This window comes from Rhodococcus sp. As11 (genome assembly GCF_048957735.1).
GTDB classification, from domain to species: domain Bacteria; phylum Actinomycetota; class Actinomycetes; order Mycobacteriales; family Mycobacteriaceae; genus Rhodococcus; species Rhodococcus gordoniae.
The window spans coordinates 58239-75510 of the sequence record NZ_JARDJE010000003.1; the positions used below are offsets into that span (position 1 = coordinate 58239).

Annotated in this window: 12 protein-coding genes; 5 read left to right on the top strand and 7 right to left on the bottom strand. The window is 69.8% G+C overall.

Annotation, left to right across the window (positions count from 1 at the left end; translation table 11 throughout):
• Positions 1–18: 18 nt before the first annotated feature.
• Entirely contained in the window at positions 19–1254 is a 1236-nt protein-coding gene (locus tag PV766_RS04685) for a DUF3068 domain-containing protein (RefSeq protein WP_072740554.1), read from the bottom strand.
• A 247-nt stretch (positions 1255–1501) separates the two neighbouring features.
• Between PV766_RS04685 and PV766_RS04690 the strand changes: the two genes are divergently transcribed.
• Positions 1502–2674, top strand: coding sequence for an acyltransferase family protein (locus tag PV766_RS04690; RefSeq protein WP_255161727.1), 1173 nt, complete (start codon positions 1502–1504; stop codon positions 2672–2674).
• Here the strand turns inward: PV766_RS04690 and PV766_RS04695 are convergent.
• The 4 genes from PV766_RS04695 to PV766_RS04710 form a co-directional block, all read right to left on the bottom strand.
• Positions 2563–6849 carry an alpha-(1->3)-arabinofuranosyltransferase gene (locus PV766_RS04695; protein ID WP_421096513.1) on the bottom strand — a complete coding sequence of 1429 codons (4287 nt, stop codon included), beginning with the start codon at positions 6847–6849 and terminating at the stop codon, positions 2563–2565. The genes PV766_RS04690 and PV766_RS04695 overlap by 112 nt on opposite strands.
• Positions 6830–7003 carry a DUF2613 domain-containing protein gene (locus PV766_RS04700; protein WP_006552672.1) on the bottom strand — a complete coding sequence of 58 codons (174 nt, stop codon included), beginning with the start codon at positions 7001–7003 and terminating at the stop codon, positions 6830–6832. Before PV766_RS04700 ends, PV766_RS04695 begins: the two co-directional genes overlap by 20 nt.
• 140 nt (positions 7004–7143) lie before the next feature.
• Entirely contained in the window at positions 7144–8226 is a 1083-nt protein-coding gene (locus PV766_RS04705; protein WP_129975716.1) for an isochorismate synthase, read from the bottom strand.
• Between the two features lie 55 nt (positions 8227–8281).
• The gene (locus PV766_RS04710; RefSeq protein WP_064063504.1) at positions 8282–8749 is read right to left on the bottom strand and encodes a universal stress protein; all 468 of its coding nucleotides are present in this window, start codon (positions 8747–8749) and stop codon (positions 8282–8284) included.
• Positions 8750–8862: 113 nt separating this feature from the next.
• On the opposite strand from PV766_RS04710, the gene PV766_RS04715 reads away from it, so the two are divergent.
• Positions 8863–10035 (top strand): glycoside hydrolase family 3 N-terminal domain-containing protein, encoded by a 1173-nt coding sequence (locus PV766_RS04715; RefSeq protein ID WP_421096514.1) that lies wholly within the window; start codon positions 8863–8865, stop codon positions 10033–10035.
• A 74-nt stretch (positions 10036–10109) separates the two neighbouring features.
• The gene (locus PV766_RS04720) at positions 10110–10718 is read left to right on the top strand and encodes a TetR/AcrR family transcriptional regulator (RefSeq protein ID WP_016932524.1); all 609 of its coding nucleotides are present in this window, start codon (positions 10110–10112) and stop codon (positions 10716–10718) included.
• A 99-nt stretch (positions 10719–10817) separates the two neighbouring features.
• Here the strand turns inward: PV766_RS04720 and PV766_RS04725 are convergent, their stop codons facing one another.
• Together PV766_RS04725 and PV766_RS04730 are read right to left on the bottom strand one after the other, a co-directional pair.
• The gene (locus PV766_RS04725; protein WP_129975720.1) at positions 10818–11675 is read right to left on the bottom strand and encodes a MaoC/PaaZ C-terminal domain-containing protein; all 858 of its coding nucleotides are present in this window, start codon (positions 11673–11675) and stop codon (positions 10818–10820) included.
• On the bottom strand, positions 11676–13022 hold the full coding sequence (locus PV766_RS04730) for a 3-oxoacyl-ACP reductase (protein WP_064063574.1): 1347 nt from the start codon (positions 13020–13022) through the stop codon (positions 11676–11678).
• A 124-nt stretch (positions 13023–13146) separates the two neighbouring features.
• Here PV766_RS04730 and PV766_RS04735 point away from each other — a divergent pair, with 124 nt between their 5' ends.
• Both PV766_RS04735 and PV766_RS04740 read left to right on the top strand, forming a co-directional pair.
• On the top strand, positions 13147–14460 hold the full coding sequence (locus PV766_RS04735; protein WP_129975722.1) for an acetyl-CoA C-acetyltransferase: 1314 nt from the start codon (positions 13147–13149) through the stop codon (positions 14458–14460).
• 230 nt (positions 14461–14690) lie between these two features.
• Complete coding sequence (locus PV766_RS04740) at positions 14691–17207, top strand: VanW family protein (protein WP_421096515.1); 2517 nt, start codon at positions 14691–14693, stop codon at positions 17205–17207.
• The last annotated feature ends 65 nt before the right edge of the window (positions 17208–17272 follow it).

Consider the following 17272-nt stretch of genomic DNA (forward strand, 5'->3'; position numbering starts at 1 on the left):
GGTTCGTCTACCGGACGATCACTCCTGCGTCGGAGGCTTGCGCAGATCGGTGCGCGGGATCTCCTGCGTTCGATCGGTCGTCCAATCGCGCTGTTGCGCGTTCGGATCGGTCTGGCGCGGGATGACCTCGGTGCGGTCCTCGGTGTGATCGCGCTGCGCGCCGCCCGAATGCGCCGGGCCGACCGTGGTCGTGGCCGGACCTGCCGGGGCGGGACCGCCGGTCGCGGTGGCCGGACGACGGTTGCCGCCACCGCGGATGCCGAGCACGAAGCCGACGATCAGCAGGATGACGCCGAGGATGCCGAGGATGATCGGCAGGGTGCGGCCGAACAGCGAGATGGTGTCCTGGCCGTCCTTGGCCTGGCCGATCTGGTACTCGATCGTCTCCTCGTCGAACGGCAGCGTCACGTTGAGGACCGTCACCTCGGGCTTGTCGGCCTCGCGGGCGTAGTACTGGTCCTGCTGCTCCTGGCCCTTGACGACGACACCGGTGACCGGGTCGACCCACAGGTCGCGGATGTTGTTGTACCAGCGGGTCATCGTGATCGGCTCGTCGCCCTCACCGACACCCCAGGTGGAGGCGGGCAGGCTGAGCTTGTAGGTCGGGACCTCGGGGTCGGCCTTCGAGAGGTCGACCGGCCCGATCTCCTGGCTGAAGTGGTAGACCTTCATGCCGTTGATCTCCTCCTCACCGACGAAGTCGATGGGGAAGTTCTCGCGAGCGTTGATGTCGTAGTACGGGTACGACTCCTGCTGGACGTCGAACGGGAACTTGTACTGCAGTCCGGCGCGGTTGTCGATCTCCACCGGCGGCTTGTCGGCGCTCACCTGGATCGTGCTCACGCGCTCCGGGAACTCCTCCTCCGAGACGGGCATGGAGGTCTTCCGGTCGATCGTGAGACGGTCGACGACGGCCGAGACCAGGCCCGTGTCCCCTTGCATGTCGAGTCGTCGCACGGTCTGGCCTGCCTGCAGCGTCATGACCTCGGCGTTCGAGGGATCCTCGACGGTGACGAAGCGCTGCGCGACGATCGGCACGTCGCGATCGACCTGCGCGTTGCCGGCGAGCAGCTGACGGGAATTGAGGATGTCGCCCGTGCCCTCGGCGACCGTGGTCACCTCGAGATCGAGCGGTGTCGTTCTCAATTTCCCGAGCGTGTACGTCGGCACGAGAATCGCGATCACCAGGAGGAAGGCCCCCAGGCCCACCAGAATCATTGCCAGTATCCGGCCGGAGCTCGAACGCTCAGCCATGCTTTCTCCTCACTCAACGGTCGTCATCGAGTACCCCCACCGGCAGCAGCAGGGCTGCACGGATCGCCTGGCATCCGGCCCGCGAACACCACGTGAGCTCAGACACTAACAGCCCGGTATGGCAATATGCGCGTCCGCTCGCCGCCGGGACGCACAGACAGTCGATCTTCGTCGCCTGCCGGGATCGTCCCGTTCCACGTGATCCTGCTCTGTCCGACTCCGCCCCGGCACGGCACACTGATGCCCGATGACCATCACCACCGACCGGAACCGCAGCGTGAGCGGATTCCTTCCGGCACTCGAAGGGATGCGCGGGTTCGCCGCAGTGGGCGTGTTGATCACGCATGTCGCGTTCCAGACCGGCGCAGTGCACGACCCGCTGATCGGGCGGGTCTGGGCACGTCTCGACCTCGCAGTCGCCCTGTTCTTCGCCCTGTCCGGCTTCCTGCTGTGGCGTCCGCATGCTGCGGCGGCCCGCGGGCTCGGGCCGACTCCCTCGGCCGCTCGCTACTTCCTCTCCCGAGCGACCCGCATCCTCCCCGCCTACTGGACCGTCGTGGTCCTGGTGTTGTGGCTGCTGCCCGGCGCGGGAGGCGGAATCACGGTGTGGTGGTCGAATCTCGCGCTCGCGCAAGTGTTCGTCCCACTCACCCTCACCGAGGGCCTCACCCAGATGTGGAGTCTGTCGGTGGAGGTGGCCTTCTATCTGGTTCTGCCCCTGCTGGCCGTGGCGGTGAGCGGACTGCGCGGGGACGCCGCCCGCTACCGTGTCCCGCTGCTGCTCGCGGTGAGCGGACTGTCGCTGTTGTGGGCGTGGGTGCCGGTCGGCACTCCCGATCACATCAACCACACCAACTGGCTGCCGGGCTTCCTGCCCTGGTTCGCGGCGGGCATGATCCTCGCCGAGCTCGTCTCCGGACCCGAGACGTGGATGCACCGGCTCGCGGCGCGGCGCGCGGCGATGGGACTGCTCGCCGTCGCCGCCTTCGCGGCTGCGGCCACCCCGCTGGCAGGACCGGAGACGCTGACCGACCTCGCACCGGCCGAGTACCTCGCCAAGATCGCCCTGGGGGCGATCATGAGCTTCGCGCTGCTCGCCCCGCTGACCCTCGCGCCGCGCCGGCATCACCGCGTCCTGGCGAGCCCGGCCGCGCTGGCGGTCGGCCGCTGGTCGTACGGCGTGTTCATCTGGCACCTCGCGGTGCTGTCGATCGTCTTCCCCGTGTTCGGGATCCCGGCCTTCGCGGGCCACTTCTGGTTCGTGCTCACGGTGACGATCGTGCTGAGCCTGGCCGTCGCCTCCGTCAGCTACGCGCTCGTCGAGGAGCCGGTGCGGGCCGCCTTCCACCGCTGGGACAGGGCCCGGCGCGGCACCGCTGCCAGACCGACCGCGACCACACCGACGAGCGCCGCGAACTGAATCAGGAACGAATGCCCGACGTATCCGTCGGGTGATCGCCACGGTCCGGTGGACAACAGCGCCATCGCCAGCATCGTCGCGCCGCCGGCGGTGCCCACGAGCACGCGCGACACGAGAGTGGGGCCGCGACGCAGCGCGAGCGCACCGATCCCCACCGCGCCCACCGCCGCGACGACGGCACCGACCCATCCCGCAAGGAGCGTCGCGGCGGCCAGCACACCGGCCAGCGCGACGGTCGACGAACCCCAGGTGCGCGGCATCGGGCCCGGGTCCTCGGTGCGCCGACGGGGCCACAGTGCCGCCGCGAACAGCGGGAGGAGCAACAGCAGTCCGCCGAAGATCCCGAGGCGGTACCAGCGGTCGGTCGCGAACTCGAGGGTCAGCACCTGTTCCGGTCCGGCCGGCACGATCCAGCCCTGTTGCCAGCCGTCCACGACGACCGGCGTGGCCACGGTGCCGTCCGGAGTGCGCGCCACCCAGCCGACATTGGTGCTCTCGGGCACCACCACGAGCCGATCCTCGTCGCCTTCGGGAACCGTCACCTCACGCAGGTTCTCCGTCCAGCGACCCTTCTGCAGTTCGGTCGGCTCCGCAACGGGCGCGTCGGAACCGGGGACGGTGAGCCGCAGGCTCGAGACGACGAAGGCCGCACCGGGCTCGACGTCGATGTCGACGCGGCCGGGGTTCATGCCGACGACGTCGGTGTCGCACAGCGTCGCAGGAACCTCGAGGCCCGCGGCGAGGTCGGCGACGCTCGCGGTGACGGACGTGCGGTAGCTCCGGCCCTCGATGTCGACGACGGGTCCGCTCTCGCAATCGACGGTCACCGTCTCGTCGTAGACGGACTGCTGCGCCCCGATCGGCCCGTCGTCACCGAGCACCGACACCTCCGCGAGCCCGGGCGGGGTGAGCTTCGAGAAACCCAGCACGGTGCGATCGAGGGTGTCGCGCCACCGCACCACCGTCAGCTCGACCCGGTCCGTGACGTGCGGGGTCAGGTCGACGACCGTGTCGTCGTCGCCGAGCTCGCGCACCTGCGGGCCGTTGCCGAGATTCACCGCGACCGTCGACGGTGCGACCGGCAGCGCTCCCAGTGCCGACCTGATGTCCAGCCCGGTCACGCGGTGCTCGCCGGGCAGTTCCAGGGTGAGCGACGGCCGCGGGGCACCCCGTTCGAGCGAGCTCTCCTCGGCGGTCCACGACGTCCGCGGGTCGCCGTCGGTGAGCGCGAAGGCCGACCCCTGCATGTCGACGACGTCGGCATCCCCGCGCGCGACGACCCGATCGGACCGGTCCACGAGCTCCTCGAGCGCCGGCCCGGGGCGCGCACGCAGGAACAGCTCCGGACGCACCCACGTCTCCTGCGGCACGGTCGGGCTTCGCGTGAACGTTCCGGGTTCCTCCGCGGAGGTGGCGAGCCCGCGCGCGCAGCGCACGCGGTCGCCGGTGTCGACGCAGCTGCCGCGGCCGGGGAACTCCTGGCCGAGCTGCCATCCGCGCACCGTGGTGTCCTCGGCCGGGCCCGGCACCACGATGCGGCGACGGATGTCGATCGGGCGCGGTTCGTTCCGGTCGGTGAAATCCTCGACGACCACCTCGGTGAGACCGAACTGGTTGCCGACCGTGCCGCGTTCGGTGTGCACGGACGTGATGCGGATCCACGACGTCGTTCCCAGCGGGAGTGCCACGGTCTGCTCGCGTCCCGGCTCGCCGACGCGCACCGCCGTGCTGCCCCGGTCGGTGGACACCTCGAGCCACTCGACGGGATCGCCGAGGGCTCCGGAGCTCGTCGTCAGGTGCAGCAGACCCGCGTCGATCGGCCGGTCGAGGTCGAGCTGCAGCCACTGGCCGATCGCCGATTCGAGACCGTTGCTGTGCCAGCCGGTCGTGGGGTCGCCGTCGACCACCGCAGCGGGGCCGCTGGCCACCGAGGTGCCGCCGAGCTGGGTGGCGTCCGATGCCGCGCTCGACACGCTGATGCGGGCGCCTTCCCATTCGGCCCGGACGAGTTCGGTGTCGGGCACCGGATAGTCGGGAACGGCGTTGTGGGTGCGGCGCGGGTCGTCGGCCGCCCGGATCGTCGACGAATGGTGATCGACCTGCCCGTAGTCCGTCTCGCGGTCCGTCGGGGTGTCGGTGATCGTCACCCCGTCGACGGGAAGACCGGCGCGGGCCGCGTCGGCGGCGAGGAGCGTGGGCCCGACGAAATCGGGGTGCGCGGTGTTGCGGCGCAGCAGCGCCTCGGGGCCACCCTGCACGACCGGCACGTCCGCGACGTCCACGGCGTAGGGACCGAAGGGCGCCCCGGCGGGCTCGGCGACCCGGTAGATCTCCACTGCCGGGTAGACCGGTCGCAGGTCGGCGTCGGTGACGAAGTCGTCGGGGTTGTCGAACACGATGTCGTCGCCGAACCCGGCGACCTTCTCGATGCCCGGCGAGCCCTCGAGCGCCCGGTGCACGAGTGCCGGTCGCGCGGCGGGGGAGGTGTCGGGATCGAGGTCGTTGCGCACCACCAGGAAGCCGATGCCCTGGCCGCGCAGGGTCGCGGCGAGGCCGTCGGACGGACGACCGTCGGCGATGTCGCGCTGCACGGCGTCGAGGGCCCGGATCGCTCCGGGGGGCACGAGCGGGACGGCGTCGCGGACGGCCCACGGCGTCGACGCGAGGGCCTGGAGCGGTTCGTCGCGGGTGAGGCCCCACAGTTGGCTGCCGAACGGTGCGCCGGGAACGATGAGGGCGCGTTCGCCGCGGTCGGTCGTGTTCTCCTCGAGCCACGCCGCCGTGGCATGCCAGTATCCGGGGACCTCGTCGTACGCACCGCGCGGCGCGAGCCGGCCGGTCCACGCGAGCGACGTCGCGAGCGTCGTCGCGACGAGGATCAGCGTCGTCACCGCGACCATCGGATTGCGTTCGGGATGCGCGAAGGCGTTCCGGGCGCGGGACCACGGCACCGACCCCGGCAGGGGCACGGCGCGCAGCAGGTGCGCGAGCCCGAGCACCACCGGCAGCCGCACGAGGGGTTCGAGTTTGTGCACGTTGCGCAACGGCGCGCCGGTGCTGTCGAGGAACGACCGGACCTGCTCGGCGAACAGCGAGTCGAGCTGACCGATGTAGCCGACGCCCATACCGACGAGACCCACCGCGAGGATCAGGGTGAGGCGACCGCGCGCGGGCATCGAGCGCATCGCGAGACCGGCGAGCCCGGCCGCGGCCAGGGCGCCGGTGACGAGGACGGCGGCGGGCTGCGTGACGAGGACGGCACCCGCGATGCGTTCGGGGGAGACGAACGGTGTCCAGCTGCTGGTGCCGCGCAGCACCTCGGCGAGCGACGTCCACTCGGTGGTGACACCGGACGATTCGATGAAGTCGAGGAAGGGCGGGCTGACGCGGCCGAGCAGCAGCAGCGGCACCATCCACCACGTCACCGCGACGACGCACAGCGGCAGCCACCACAGGGTGAAGCGCCACCAGCGCCGGTTCGGGCGGTGCGCGGCCCACCACAGGCCCGCGACGAGACACGCCGCGGCGGTCGCGACGGCGTTGATCGCGCCCATGAGGGCGACGGCCATCGCGGATTGCGCGGCGAGCCGGCGGGCCGAGCCGGGATCCGGCGTGTTCAGGTAGCGCACCAGCGGCAGCAGCACCCACGGCGCCACCATCATCGGATGTGCTTCCGACGAGATGGAACCGAGCGTGGTGAGGACGCGGGGGGACAGCACGAACACCGTCGCCGCGATCAGGCGGGAGCTACGGCTCCCGATGCCGAGCGCTTCGGCGAGGCGGACGAGACCCCAGAATCCGGCGACGAGCAGCAGCACCCACCACACCCGCTGGGTGATCCACGGAGGGATGTGCAGCAGTTGTCCCGCGGCGAAGAACGTGCCGTGCGGGAAGAAATAGCCGTACGCCTGGTTCTGCACCTGCCCGAGCGGCGCCACGCTGCTCCACTGGTGAGCGGCGCGCGTGAGGAAGCCGATCGGGTTCTGCGTCAGGTCGTACTTGGTGTCGGCGACGACCAGGCCGGGAACCTGGGCGAAGGACAGGACCACCGCCACCGCGGTGACTGCGTACAGCCACCGCCGGGACAGCGGTTCGGCGGACGGGAGCTCCGTCTCGTCTCGGTACGTGCGTGAACTCGAAGCGTTGCCGGCGCCGTCAGCGGCTGCCGTACTCAACCTGGTTCAGGAGGGACGAATCGGCGTTGCCACTGCGATCGATCTGAGGGCGCGAATTCTCCTGTACGGCGGCCGTCACGCCGAAGACCGCCACGGCGCCGAGTACGGCACCGACGACCACGCTACCCAGGCCCGGTCCCAGGAACTTCCCCATTCCGTCTCCCCATCTCCAGTGACGCAGGCAGTCATCGCCGGACGCCACGCTGTCTATCGGTCCGCGCCAAACTATCACCCCGCACGGCGTTCGCGGACGGTGCGAGCCTCCGAGGTGATCTTCGCGCTCGGCGGGGCGCTCTACACGCCCAGCACACCGAGCAGCGTACGCAGTTTCGCGGTGGTCTCGTCGAGTTCGGCGAGAGGGTCGGAATCGGCGACGATGCCGCCTCCGGCCCAGGCCACGGCACGCCGGCCGTCGGAGCTCAGCTCCGCACACCGGATGGCGACGAACCAGTCGCCGTCGCCCTGCTCGTCGCACCAGCCCACCGCGCCGCCGTAGAAGCGACGGTCGCCCTCGACCCCAGAGATCACGTCCAGCGCGGCCTCGGTGGGGGTGCCCGCCACGGCCGGGGTCGGATGCAGCACGTGGGCGAGGGTGAGCGCGTCGGTTCCGGGGTCGCGGAGGGTGCCCGTGATCGGGGTGGCGAGATGCCAGACATCGGGTGTCGCGGTGAGTTCGGGCTTGTCGGGGATGTCGAGGTCGCTGCACAGCGGCGCCAGCCGTTCGCGGATCCGGTCGACGACGTAACCGTGCTCCGCGAGGTTCTTGCTCGACATCAGCAGTTCCTCACCGGCACGACGGTCCTCGTCCGGGTCGGCCCGGCGCGCGGCGGTGCCGGCGAGCGGACGGCACGTGACGGTCTCACCGTGGCGGCTCACGAGCAGTTCGGGGGTCGCGCCGACCAGTGTGTGCCCCCAATAACGTTCACCCGCCGCACTCAGGTCCAGTGCGTAGGTCGTCGCATCGGGGTGACGTTCGATCATGCGCGCGGCGAGAGCGAGCGGGTCGAGAGGTTCGTCCGCCTCGAGCGCGACCCGCCGGGCGGCGACCACCTTCTCCAATTCTCCGAGCGACAACCGCTCCACGAGCCGGCGCACCCGTTCGACGTGCACCCGGGGCAGGGGGAGTTCGGCGGACACCCGCACCGGAGGCAGTTCCGGCAGGTCGGGCGGGGCCTGCCACGGACCCTCGGTGATCTCCACGTCGTCGGGCTGCGCGAGGGCCACCGGACGGTGCGGCGAGAACGGCAGTGCACCGACGACGAGGGTCGCCTTACCGCTCCGGAGTGCGCGCGTGGCGGAGTGGACGTCGTCGAAGAACCGGCGGGTGCCGGTGGCGTGCACCGAGCGTTCGGCGCGCGAGAGCAGGAATCCGTCCATGGTGGATCGACAATATCCCTGCCTGCACCCGGCGCCGGTGACCCGGTGCGGGGCGTCAGCGCCCCGGCGGCACGATCAGGACCGGCCGGTGACTGTGCCGGAGCACGTGGTCGGCCACCGACGATTGCAGCAGCGAACGCAGGCCGGTGGTGCCGCGGGTGCCGGTGACGATGATGTCGACGTCCAGTTCGTCGGCGGTCTCGATGATCGCCGACCACACCGCGTTGACGACCTCGACGGTGCGGCCCTCGGCGTGCAGACCCGTCGAGCGGGCCAACTCGAGACCCTCGTCGTTGGTCATGCGCGCGTCGGACAGTGCCACGTCCTCGCTGTCCTCGTCGGGCACCCAGTCGGGCTGCATGACACCGGACAGGCCCGACATGCGGGCGGCCTGCCGGACCATCGGTTCCCAGGCGGTGACGACGACGGCACGGCAGGATTCGAGGAAGCGGCCCGCATACTGCACGGCACGCTTCGAGTTCTCGGAACCGTCGTAGGCGATGAGGATCAGATCTGCGCCCACCGCGTACCCCCTGGATCGGATTCGGATGTTCGGGTGCACCTTAACCTGCCGGGACGTCCGTGGGGGAGGTTCGAGCTGTGGGTCCTCGAGGTTCGTCCGCTACCGTCGGCACCATGCGGATCCGTCACACTGTCGCCGCCGTGCTCGCGGTCGCCCTCACCACCGCGGGATGCGGTTCGTCCGACTCGGGCGACGACCCGGGCGAGGCGACGTCGAGCTCGGCGACGGCCTCGTCCACGACTACCGCGACCACCACCGAGGCGACCGCGGCCGCGACGTCGGCGACCTGCGGCGACGAGTTGCTCGCCCGGCTGACCCTGCGGCAGAAGCTCGCCCAGCTGCTCAACGTCGGGGTCACCGGGGCGGCCGACGCGCAGGCGATCGTCGAGTCCGAGCAGATCGGCGGCATCTTCATCGGCAGCTGGACCGACGCGTCGATGCTCTCCGAGCGTCTCGTGCCGCAGGTGGCCGCGCAGAGTGCGTTGCCGCTCATGGTCACGATCGACGAGGAGGGTGGCCGCGTGTCGCGCGTGGGCGCGCTGTTCGGTCCCGATCCGTCCGCGCGGGAGACGGCGCAGACGATGACGGTCGACGAGACCTACCGGATGGCATTCGAACGCGGACAGGAACTGAAGTCGCTGGGTATCACGGTCGACTTCGCGCCGGACGTCGACGTGAGCAGTCAGCCCGACGACTCCGTCATCGGCGACCGGTCGTTCTCCGACGATCCCGAGATCGTCACGCAGTACGCCGGTGCCTACGCGCGGGGACTGCTCGACGCCGGAATCATGCCGGTGCTCAAGCACTTTCCGGGTCACGGCTCCGCCTCCGGGGATTCGCACACCGGTGCGGTGACCACCCCGCCGATCGAGCAGCTCCAGCAGAGCGACCTCGTGCCGTACCGCAGCCTGGTCTCGCCCGAGGTGGGCGTCATGCTCGGGCACCTCGCCGTGCCGGGGCTGACCGACGGGCTGCCCGCGAGCATCAGCCCGGCCGCGGTGGACCTGCTCCGCTCGGGTGCTTACGGCGGCCCCGCCTTCGACGGCGTGATCTTCACCGACGACCTGTCGGGAATGCGTGCGATCACCGACACCTACGACATCACCCAGGCCGTCGAGGCCGCGATGGTGGCGGGTGTGAACCAGGCGCTGTGGTTGACCACCGCCGAGGTGCCCGCCGTGCTCGACCACCTGGAGCAGGTCGTGGCGGACGGCACCCTCTCGCCCGAATGGGTCGACGAATCGGTGCGGACGGTGACACGCGCGAAAGGCGCTCTGGACTGCTGAAACAGTCGGGTTGCTTCGGCGGCAGGCTTCCTACCGTAGAGTCAGAACTTCATTCGAGGAGTCCGGGAGGAGTCATGGCGGGCGGAACCAAGCGGCTGCCGCGTGCAGTGCGCGAGCAACAGATGCTGGATGCCGCCGTCGAGGTGTTCTCCGAACACGGTTTCCACAACACGTCCATGGACGCGATCGCAGGGCGGGCATCGATCTCCAAGCCGATGCTCTATCTGTACTACGGGTCGAAGGACGAGTTGTTCGCGGCGTGCATCGCCCGCGAGGGGCAGCGGTTCGTCGAGGCATTGACCCCGGCGGGCGATCCCACGCTCGCGCCGCGCGAACAACTGCGGGTCGCGCTCGAGTCGTTCCTCGGCTTCGTCGACGAGCACCGGCCGTCGTGGATGGTTCTGTACCGCCAGGCGCTGTCGCAGCAGGCCTTCGCGCCGCAGGTGCAGGGCAGCCGCGACCGGCTGATCGAACTCACCGCGCACCTGCTCGAATCGAGCACGCGCGATCCGGAACCCGGCACGAACTACACGATCATGGCCGTCGCGCTCGTCGGGGCCGGTGAGGCGGTCGCCGATCGCATCGCCGGCGGTGAGATCGACGTGCAGCAGGCCGCGGATCTGCTCGAGAATCTCGCCTGGCGCGGACTCGCGGGCCGCAAGCGTTCCGACCGGTTGCACTGATCTTTCCGGGCGAAACACGTTCGTGTACTGAAGGATTCGGGCGGGACGGAACGCCCCCATCGCGTCCCGCCCCACCCGAAATCTCGGTGCTTTCCCGTCCTACCGCACGGTGGCGGTCAGATGCGGGTAGTGCTTCTTCGGATGCCGCAGCGCGAGATCCCATCCGCCCGCGGCGTACTGCGCGTACAGGCTCAGCGACGACGGCAGCAGGACGGGCTTACCGAAACGCACGGTGTAGGTGACCTTCTCGGGGATGCGTCCCTCGACGGCCGACAGGGCCGCCGCAGCACTCCACATGCCGTGGGCGATGGACGTGGGAAATCCGAATGCCTTGGCGCCCAACGTCGAGACGTGGATCGGGTTGCGGTCGCCGGAGACCGCCGCGTAGCGGTCGATGATCTTCCGATCGACCCGCAGCGTGGAGGTGGGGACCGGTGGGATCTCCTCCTCCTTCGGCTCCGGCTTGGGCTGACCCGACAGCGACGTGCGCTGCTGGTGCAGGAAGGTCGACGTCTGCCGCCATACGAGTTCGCGCCCGACGTTCACCTCGCTGACGAGATCGGCCAGCAGGCCCTTGCGGTGTTCGCGCATGTTCTCCGCGTGCACCGCGATGTCGAGCGGTTCGGTGACCGAGACCGGCCGGAACTGTTCGATCACGTTCTCGGCGTGGACGGAACCCACGGCCGCGAACGGGAAGCCCTTGGACACCATCAGTTTCATCACGAGCGGGAACGTGAGGACGAACGGATAGGTCACCGGCAGCGTGTCGCCGAAACGCAGCCCGCACACCTTGGTGTACTCGGCGAGATTGTCGGGATCGACCTTCAGCGAGCGCAGTACCAGGACGTCGTCGGGCAGGCTGTCGCCCGACGCACCCACCACGGGCAGTGCTCCGAGCACGGCCCGGCTGTAGATGTCGAAGGTCGACGGCAGCGAGGACAGTTCGATCCGTGCCATCTAGGCCCCCAGCATGGACTGGCCGCACACGCGTACGACCTGCCCGGTCACGGCGCTCGACGCCGGGTTCGCGAACCACGCGACGGTCTCGGCGACGTCGACGGTCTCACCGCCCTGCTGCAACGAGCTCATCAGGCGGCCGGCCTCGCGGGTGGCGACCGGGATGGCAGCCGTCATGGCGGTCTCGATGAAACCGGGGGCGACGGCGTTGACGGTGATCTTCTTGTCGGCGAGGACCTCGGAGGTGGCCTGGACGAGGCCGATGACACCGGCCTTGGACGCGCCGTAGTTGGTCTGGCCGCGGTTACCGGCGATACCCGCGATCGAGGACACGTCGATCACCCGTCCGCCTTCCTTCAGCGCACCCTTCTCGACGAGCACCTCGGTGATCTTCTGCGGGGCGATGAGGTTGACGGCCATCACGGCGTTCCAGCGGGCGGCGTCCATGTTCACCAGCAACTTGTCGCGGGTGATGCCGGCGTTGTGGACGATGATGTCGGCGCCGCCGTGCCGCTCGAGCAGGTGCGCGGCGAGCTTGTCGCCGGCGTCGGGTGCGGTGACGTCGAGTGCGAAGGCGGTACCGCCGACCTTGTTGGCGGTCTGCGTCAAGGCGTCGCCGGCTGCCGGGACGTCGGCGACGACCACGGTCGCGCCGTCGCGGGCGAGCACCTCGGCGATCGTCGCGCCGATACCGCGGGCCGCGCCGGTGACGACGGCGACCTTGCCGGCGAGTGGACGCTCCCAGGACTCGGGGGCGGTGGCGTCGCCCTCGCCGATACGGATCACCTGGGCGTCGACGAAGGCCGACTTCGCCGAGAGCAGGAAGCGCAGCGTCGACTCCACCCCGGCCAGGCCGGTGGCCGCCTCGGGGGAGACGTAGACGAGCTGCGCGGTCGCGCCGCGACGCAGTTCCTTGCCGACGCTGCGCGTGAAGCCCTCGAGGGCGCGCTGGGCGATGCGCTCGTCGACCGATCCGGCTTCCTCGGGCGTGGTACCCAGCACGACGACGCGGCCGCTCGGGGCGACATTGCGCAGGGCGGGCTGGAAGAACGTGAAGAGCTGTTCGAGGCCCGCGGGATCGGTGATGCCGGTAGCGTCGAACACGAGAGCGCCGAACTTCGTGTCGGACGGCTCGGCGAACGTGTAGTCGCTCAGGAGGGTGCGGATCGGTTCGACCAGGCGGCCGTTGCCGCCGAGCAGCACAGGGCCGGGCAGCGCGGGCTCACCGGGCTGGTAGCGCCGGAGCTTCTCGGGCTGTGGCAGACCGAACTGCTTGGCGAGGAATGCTCCGGGTGCGGACGAGATGAGCTGGGCGTAGAGCTTGGGTGCGCCCTTGGCTTCGGCCACGATTCCACCTTCTTCGATTCGGTCGTCGGTGCAGTGTTCGACAGCAAGCGTGTTCGACAACAAACTTACCCGTGAGTAAGAATAGTAGCCAGAATTCGAATCCGTCCGAAACCGGGAGACACCAGTGACCACCAAAGCCCGTTCCACGCAGCAGCGCCGTGTCGCCGTTCTCGGAGGCAACCGGATCCCGTTCGCCCGGTCCGACCGCACGTACGCGCGCGCGTCCAACCAGGACATGTTCACCGCCACCCTCGACGGCCTCGTCGGCCGTTTCAATCTCCAGGGCGAGCGGCTCGGCGCCGTCGTCGGCGGTGCGGTCCTCAAGCACGCCCGCGACTTCAACCTCGTGCGCGAGAGCGTGCTCGGCAGCGCGCTGAGTCCCTATACCCCGGCCTGGGATCTCCAGCAGGCATGCGGCACCGGTCTGCAGTCGATCATCGCGGTCGGCGACGCCATCGCCGCGGGACGGATCGAGGCCGGTATCGGCGGCGGCGTCGACACCACCTCCGACGCCCCGATCGCCGTGAACAACCAGCTGCGTGAGTTCCTGCTGTCCCTGAACCGGGCCCGCTCCACGGCCGACCGGGTCAAGCTGCTCGGCAACGTCCGCCCGTCGATGCTCGGCATCGAGATCCCGCGCAACGGCGAGCCGCGCACCGGCCTGTCGATGGGGGAGCACGCCGCGATCACCGCGAAGGAGTTCGGCATCGCCCGCGAGGCGCAGGACGAACTGGCCGTCGCGAGCCACCGCAACATGGCTGCCGCCTACGACCGCGGCTTCTTCGACGACCTCGTCACCCCGTTCCTCGGGCTGACCCGCGACGACAACCTGCGTCCCGATTCGTCGGTGGAGAAGCTGTCGACGCTGAAGCCGGTCTTCGGCAACAAGCTCGGCGACGCCACCATGACGGCCGGCAATTCGACGCCGCTCACCGACGGCGCGTCGGCTGCGCTGCTGTCGAGCGAGGAGTGGGCCGCCGAGCGCAAGCTGCCGGTGCTCGCCTACCTCGTGGACTCCGAGACCGCCGCGGTCGACTACATCCACGGCGGCGACGGTCTGCTCATGGCCCCCACCTACGCCATCCCGCGTCTACTGCAGCGCAACGGCCTGACCCTGCAGGACTTCGATTTCTACGAGATCCACGAGGCGTTCGCCTCCGTGGTGCTCGCCACGCTCCAGGCGTTCGAGTCGGAGGAGTACTGCAAGGGCAAGCTGGGTCTCGACGCACCGCTGGGATCGATCGACCGCAGCAAGCTCAACGTCAACGGCTCGTCGCTGGCGGCCGGCCACCCGTTCGCCGCGACCGGCGGCCGCATCGTCGCCTCGCTGGCGAAGATGCTGCACGAGAAGAAGCAGGAGACCGGAAAGCCCGTCCGCGGCCTGATCTCCATCTGCGCCGCAGGCGGACAGGGTGTGACGGCGATTCTGGAGGCCTGATCGACCCCCTCGGAGATCGTTGAGCAAAAAAGTTCCGTTCGGTGTGTAACGCTCTGCGACGGACCGCGATAGACCCAGCGACCCCGCGCTGCTGCCTGACCCCCGACCTGGTAGCAACGCGGGGTCTTCGCATTCCGGCCGCAGCCGTGCCGAACAGGCGCACTACCCTTGACAGCAGGTAGTTCGGCGCGCGGATTCGACGGCGCGCCCGACTTTGCGAAAGGATCTGGGTGAGCGGCAGCAACGGGACCGACGACTCCCATCACGAGCACGACGACGCACGAACCGAGAATCTCGGTCCGTCGTCGGAGTCCGCTCGTGAGGACGGGGGTGCGTCGGCCCCTACCGAGCGTTTCGAAGCGGTCGATCCTCACCGGCAGGTGGCCGAGCCGACGGCGAGTGATGGCACGGAGCCGACGGCGAGCGATGTTCCGGAACCGACGGCGAGCGATGTTCCGGAACCGACGGCGAGCAGTGTTCCGGAGCCGAAGGCGAGCAGTGTTCCGGACCCGACGGCGAGTGATGTTCCGGAACCGACGGCGAGCGATGTTCCGGAGCCGACGGCAGAAGCTGAGGCACAGCAACAAGCTTCCGGCGACTCCCGGAGCGAGAACGAGAATGCGGATCAGGCCCGCACCGACGTTGCAGACGGACCCGCGACCGAGAACGTCCCTCCTTCGGAGGCGCCCACCGCGGTCATTCCCGTCGTCGCGCCCGCGAACCGGGCACCGGGTGACGGATCGTCCGCCGCCACCGAGCGCGTCCACCGCTCGCCGGCGGAGCAGAGCCAGGGACAAGGACACCCGCCGCAGGGCGATCAGCCGACCCGGCAGGTGCAGGCGGGACCGCCGCCACAGGGTCCGCCTCCCGTCACTCCTCCGCCCACGGGTGGTCCGGGAGGGTCCGGGGACGGGGACGAGCCGAGCACGCGGGGGTCGAATCTGCCCCGGCGGACGATCGCACTGGTCGTCGGCGGGGTCGTCGCGCTGCTCGCCGTGCTGTACGTGGCCGATCTCGCGATGTCGTCGGGCAAGGTCCCGCGTGGGGTCACCGTCGCGGGGGTCGAGATCGGCGGGATGTCGCTCGACGCGGCCGAGGTGGAGCTCACCGAACAACTGACGCCGCGGCTCGACGCTCCTGTGGACGTCACCGCCGGCGACACTCGGGGACAGCTCGTGCCGTCGGAGGCCGGCATCGGTATCGATTGGCCGGCGACCCTCGACAATGTGGGTGCGCAGCCGCTCAATCCGTTCACGCGATTGGCGTCCTTCTTCGGGAACGACGAGGTAGGCGTGGTCTCCACGCGCGACGAGGCCGCCCTCTCGGCGGCCATCGAGAAGGCAGCCGCCGCCGCTGCGCACGAACCGCGCGAGGGCAACATCGTCTTCGAGGACGGCACACCCGTCCCGGTGACGCCGCAGCCCGGTCAGCAACTCGACGTCGCTGTCGCGGGCGACGTCTTCGCCGAGCGCTGGCCGTCCGGCAACGTGTCGCTGCCCGTCGAGAGCGTCGATGTCACCGTCACCCGCGAGGGCCTCGACCGGGCGCTCGCGGAGGTCGCCGTCCCGGCTGTGGCGCAGGACCTGGTCGTCCGGGGACTCGACGGGGCCATCGGTGTGCTGCCGCGTGATGCGGTGGGCGCCGTCCTGTCGTTCGTGCCCGACGGGTCGGGGGGACTCGAACCGCAGTACGACACCGAGGCCGCGGTCGGCATCCTCGCACCGCAGCTCGCGCCGTCGGAGACCGAACCGAAGGATGCGCGGATCGTCCTCGACGGCGGTCGTCCGACGATCGTGCCCAGCGAGACCGGTGAGATGGTCGACTGGCCCGTCACTCTGGAGAAACTGCCCGACCTGCTGAAGCAGGAGGGCGACCGCAGCATCGACGCGGTGTACAAGAAGGCCGAGCCGAAACTCACCACCGAAGGTGCCGAGAAGCTCGGCATCAAGGAAGTGGTCGCGGAGTACACCACCGGTGGGTTCGAGTACGCGTCCGGTGTGAACATCCGCTTGGCGGCGCAGGAGATCAACGGCGCCATCGTCGAGCCCGGGGAGACCTTCTCCTTCAACGATTACACCGGACCACGTGGTGCGGCGCAGGGTTACATCGAGTCGGGCATCATCGAGGCCGGACGTCCCGGCAAGGCCGTGGGCGGCGGCATCAGCCAGCTCGCGACCACCCTCTACAACGCGACCTATTTCGCCGGCATGGAGGACGTCGAGCACACCGAGCACAGCTACTACATCTCCCGGTACCCGGCCGCGCGTGAGGCCACGATCTACGACGGCGCGATCGACCTGAAGTTCCGCAACCCGTTCGACACGGGTGTGCTGATCCAGACGATCGGCACCAGCTCCGACATCACGGTGCGCATCTGGGGAACGAAGACGGTCGACGTCCAGTCCGTCACCGGCAACCGCACGAACTACACCTCGCCCAACACCATCACGCTGCCCGCCGGCCCCTCGTGCATTCCTTCGAGCGGCGCGCAGGGCTTCACGGTCACCGATACCCGGATCGTCACCGATGCCCGGACGGGCGCGCAGATTTCGAACACGACGCGCACGGTGCGTTACGACCCGGTCCCGGTGGTCAAGTGCGTCAGCCCCGAGCCGGAGCCGAGCGACGAACCCTCGGGCGGTGAAGACGCTGCGGCTTCCGGCGACGCCGAGGCGGATGCACCCGCGCCGGCACCGCAATCGCCTGCGGCCGGGGAACCCGCGACGGGCGGCCCCGAGGAGGAATAGCGGACGTCCTCGAAATGTGGGGAGGTTGTGTGCGGTTCCGGTGAAGAACTCGCACACAACCTCCC

What these genes read in the sequence shown, in the direction of transcription:
- PV766_RS04685 (WP_072740554.1), bottom strand. Translation starts at nt 1,254, where the DNA reads ATGGCTGAGCGTTCGAGCTCCGGCCGGATACTGGCAATGATTCTGGTG.
- PV766_RS04690 (WP_255161727.1), top strand. Translation starts at nt 1,502, where the DNA reads ATGACCATCACCACCGACCGGAACCGCAGCGTGAGCGGATTCCTTCCG.
- PV766_RS04700 (WP_006552672.1), bottom strand. Translation starts at nt 7,003, where the DNA reads ATGGGGAAGTTCCTGGGACCGGGCCTGGGTAGCGTGGTCGTCGGTGCC.
- PV766_RS04705 (WP_129975716.1), bottom strand. Translation starts at nt 8,226, where the DNA reads ATGGACGGATTCCTGCTCTCGCGCGCCGAACGCTCGGTGCACGCCACC.
- PV766_RS04715 (WP_421096514.1), top strand. Translation starts at nt 8,863, where the DNA reads ATGCGGATCCGTCACACTGTCGCCGCCGTGCTCGCGGTCGCCCTCACC.
- PV766_RS04720 (WP_016932524.1), top strand. Translation starts at nt 10,110, where the DNA reads ATGGCGGGCGGAACCAAGCGGCTGCCGCGTGCAGTGCGCGAGCAACAG.
- PV766_RS04725 (WP_129975720.1), bottom strand. Translation starts at nt 11,675, where the DNA reads ATGGCACGGATCGAACTGTCCTCGCTGCCGTCGACCTTCGACATCTAC.